The organism is Xanthomonas maliensis, from assembly GCF_009192945.1.
In the GTDB taxonomy this organism is placed as follows: domain Bacteria; phylum Pseudomonadota; class Gammaproteobacteria; order Xanthomonadales; family Xanthomonadaceae; genus Xanthomonas; species Xanthomonas maliensis.
This window is the reverse complement of record NZ_NSET01000122.1, coordinates 1-4,126: the sequence shown is the minus strand read 5'-3', so window position 1 is coordinate 4,126 and position 4,126 is coordinate 1. Positions and strand designations below refer to the sequence as shown.

The window sequence follows — 4,126 nt, the reverse complement described above, 5'->3', positions numbered from 1 at the left end:
GCCGGCCGATCGGTACGCGGCCGTTCGGTGCGAGTGCACCGTCGCTGGTGGCGTCGTACACGACGCAGCCGACCACGGTTTCGGTGGGGCCGTATTCGTTGATCAAGCGGGTGTTCGGTGCGAGCGCTTGCCAACGCGCCAAGGTCGCGGCCGACAGGGCTTCGCCGCCAATCACCATCACCTTCGGGCTGATGGGTTCTGGATGGTCCGCAAGTTGCTGGCCCAACACTTCGAGATGTGCCGGCGTCAGTTTGACCAGACCCAGCGGGGTGGCATCGCACAGACGCTGGCGCAACGCATCCAGCGTGTCGTGGTCTGGCAACAGTTCGACGTTGGCGCCGCATAGCAGCGGCGCCAGCAGACTGGTCAGCGTGGCATCGAAGGCGAGCGAGGAAGACACCACTGCGCTGGGGAAGGGGCGATAGGTGTCTATGGCCCATTGCAGGTAATGCGTGGCGCCTGCATGGGTGAGCAAGGTGCCCTTGGGCTGGCCGGTGGAGCCGGAGGTGTAGATGACGTAGGCGAGGTTGTCCGGACACAGGCCGGGGACCGTCGGTGCGCCTGGGTCATGCGCAATAGCATCAGCATCCAGATCCGTATCCAACGTGAGCACGCTGACGCGCAGCATGGCGCAACTTGCCTGGAGATTGTCCTGCAGTGCTTGGCCGCTGAGCACCACACGCGGTCGGCTGTCTTCCAGCAGGAAGGCCAGGCGTGCGCTGGGTAGCGTCGGATCGAGCGGCAGATACGCCGCGCCGGCCTTGAGCGTGGCGAGCAGGGCCACGACCTGCTCGATGCCACGTGGCAGGTACAGGGCCACCCGGCTTTCCGGACCCACGCCCAGCGTGCGTAGGCGATGGGCCAGCCGGTTGGCGCGTGCGTCCAGTTGCCGGTAGCTCAGTTGCACGCTGTCCGCGCGCAGGGCCACGGCTTGCGGCGTGCGCCGCACCTGCTCTTCGAACAGGTGATGGATGCAGTGCGCCGGGATGGGCGCGGCGTCGGTGGCCGTGAAGCGCTGCAACTGGGCGCGTTGATCCACCGGCAGCAGCGGCAAGCGATGGACCGCCGCCCTGTCGTCGGCCGCCAGCGCTGTCAGCACCTGGACGAACTGGGCCAGCTGACGTTCGATGGTGCCGCGGTCGAACAAGGCGGTGGCGTAGGCCAGGCGGCCGAGGATGCGGTCGTCGACCAGGCCCATGAACAGTTCCAGGTCGAACTTGGCATCGTGCCGATCGGTCTGGATGGGCCGCAGGCGGATGCCGGGCAGGGTCAGCTCGGTTGCGGCGTTGTTCTGCCAGGTCAGCATCGCCTGGAAAACCGGATGATGGCTGAGGCTGCGCGCAGGGTTGAGCGCTTCGATCACCTGCTCGAACGGCACGTCCTGATGGTCCTGCACGGCCAGGGCGGTGCTGCGCACCTGCGCCAGCAGCGCGCTGACGGACGGGTTGCCGCGCAGATCGATGCGTAGCGCCTGAGTATTGACGAAGAAGCCGATCAAGCCTTCGAGTTCGCTGCGGGTGCGGTTGGCCGCTGGTGCGCCGATGACGACCTGGTCCTGGCCCGACAGTCGCGCCAGCAGCACGCTCCAGGCCGCCAGCACGGTCATGAACACGGTAGTGCCGTGACGCTGACTGAGCGCCGCCAGCGCCGAGGTCAGCGCGGCATCGAGTACGAATTCGACGCTGTCGCCGCTGTAATCCTGCAGCGGTGGACGCGGGCGATCGGTCGGCAGTTCCAGCAATGCCGGGGCGCCGTGCAGGTGGTCGCGCCAGAAGTCGAGCTGGCGTTGCAGCACCGGGCCTTGCAGCCAGCGACGCTGCCACAGGGTGTAGTCGGCGTACTGGATGGACAGCGGCGGCAGCGGATCGGGCTGGCCCTGGGCGAAGGCGGCGTAGAGCGTGCTCAGCTCGCTGACCAGCAGACCCATGGACCAGCCATCGGACACGATATGGTGCATGGTCACCAGCAGACGATGTTCTTCGTCGGCCAGGCGTAGCAGACGCCCTCGGATCAGCGGTCCACGAGTGAGGTCGAAGGACGTTTGTGCTTCGAGTTCGGTGTGGAGTTGCGCGTCGGTGACAGGGTTCTGCGCATGGCGCAGGTCAATGCACCCCAACGCAAAGCCAACCTCGGGGGATGCGATGACCTGGGTGGCGCCCTCGTCGTTGGCGACAAAGCAGGTACGCAAGGCTTCGTGGCGCGCGATGATGCGATCCAGCGCCCGCTGCAGTGCGTGCAGGTCCAGTGCGCCGAACAAGTCCACGCCACCGGTGATCAGGTAGGCCCGTGCGGCACGTGGATAGAGCTGTTCGACAAACCACAGGCGTTGCTGGGCGAAGGACAGCGGCAGCGGCGCGCTGCGCGGCAGCGGCACGATGGCGGGCAAGCTGCTGGCCGCGGCGCCGTCCAAGGCGTGGGCCAGCTCAGCCAGCTGCGGCTGGGCAAACAGCGTGGCCAGCGGCAGCTCCAGACCTAGCTCGCTGCGGATGCGCGAGATCAGGCGCACCCCCAACAACGAGTGGCCACCCAGCGCGAAGAAGTTGTCGTGGCGACCGACCTGTTCGACGCCGAGTAGGTCACGCCATAGCGCCGCCAGTTGGATTTCCAGCTCGCCTTGCGGTGGGTCATAGGCCGCTACGGCGAGTGCATTGGCGTCGGGGGCGGGCAGGGCGCGGCGATCCAGCTTGCCGTTGGCGGTCAACGGCAGCACCTGCAACCGCACGTAGGCGGCTGGCACCATGTAGTCCGGCAGGGTGGCCGAGAGCCAGTGGCGCAAGGCCTCCGCATCCACACCATCGGATGCGCCGCCCTCGGCACCGACCCAATAGGCGACCATGCGCCTGTCGGTGCTGGCCGCATCCTCCAGCGCCACCACCACGCACGCGCGTACGGCGTCATGCGCGCTCAACCGCGCCTCGATCTCGCCCAGCTCGATGCGGAAGCCGCGGATCTTGACCTGGTGATCATTGCGGCCCCCAAACTCGATCACACCGTCCGCACGCCAGCGCCCCAGATCACCGGTGCGGTACATGCGTGCATCGGCGATGTCGGAGAACGGATCGGCGAGGAAGCGCTCGGCGGTCAGCGCGTCGCGGTTCAAATACCCACGGCCCACGCCATCACCCGCGATATAGATCTCGCCCATCACGCCGATCGGCACCGGCGCACCGCGCGCATCGAGAATGTAGATCTGCGTGTTGGCGATCGGATGCCCGATCGGAAGGCTGCCGCTGTGCGCTTGCTCGTCGCGGTAGCGCCAGGCGGTGACATCCACCGCCGCTTCCGTCGGCCCATAAAGATTGAAAATCCCCGCCGCGGGAAACATCGCCTGCGCACGCGCGGCCAGGGTCGGTGCCAGGGCTTCACCACTGCAGATGACACGCTTGATCGCAGTAAACCGCTCGGTATCACCATGCTCCAGCAACGCTTGCAGCATCGACGGCACGAAATGCAGCGTGGTGATCTGACCATCGCCCATCAAGCGCTTCAGATACGCCGGATCCTTATGGCCCTCCGGCTCGGCCAGTTGCGCGCACGCGCCGCTCAGCAGCGGCCAGAACACCTCCCACACCGAGACGTCGAAGCTCAGTGGCGTCTTTTGCAGCACCACCTCGGATCGCTCCAGAGCGTAGGCCGCTTGCATCCACATCACGCGGTTGACGACGGCGCGATGTTCATTCATCGCGCCCTTCGGCGCACCGGTCGAGCCCGAGGTGTAGATGACATACGCCAGATGGCGCGAGGTCAGGCCACTGGCGGCCCTGTCCGGGTTGCTCTGCGGCAAGTGTGTCCAGCGCTCGCCGTCGGCTTGCAGGTCCAGGATCAACCCACCTGGGGCGTGGTCTTCGACGAGCCGGCGGCTCACGGTGTCCGTCAACACGACCACCGCGCCGGCATCGGCCAGCATGTAGCGCAGCCGCTCCGACGGATAAGCCGGATCCAGCGGCACATAGGCACCGCCAGCCTTCAGTACGGCCAACACCGCCACGACCATCTCGACGCTGCGTTCCAGGCAGATCGCCACACGGTCGTCCGCGCCCACACCCAACGCACGCAAGTGATGCGCCAGTCGGTTGGCGCGTGCGTTCAACACGCCATAGGACAGCCACACCTCCCCCTGGACGAC

General features: G+C 66.7%; 1 protein-coding gene. It reads right to left on the bottom strand.

Features of this window, described 5'->3' with window-relative positions; all coding sequences use genetic code 11:
• Positions 1-4,126: non-ribosomal peptide synthetase (locus CKY51_RS22190; RefSeq protein WP_152250058.1), on the bottom strand; the 4,126-nt coding region annotated here is incomplete at both ends.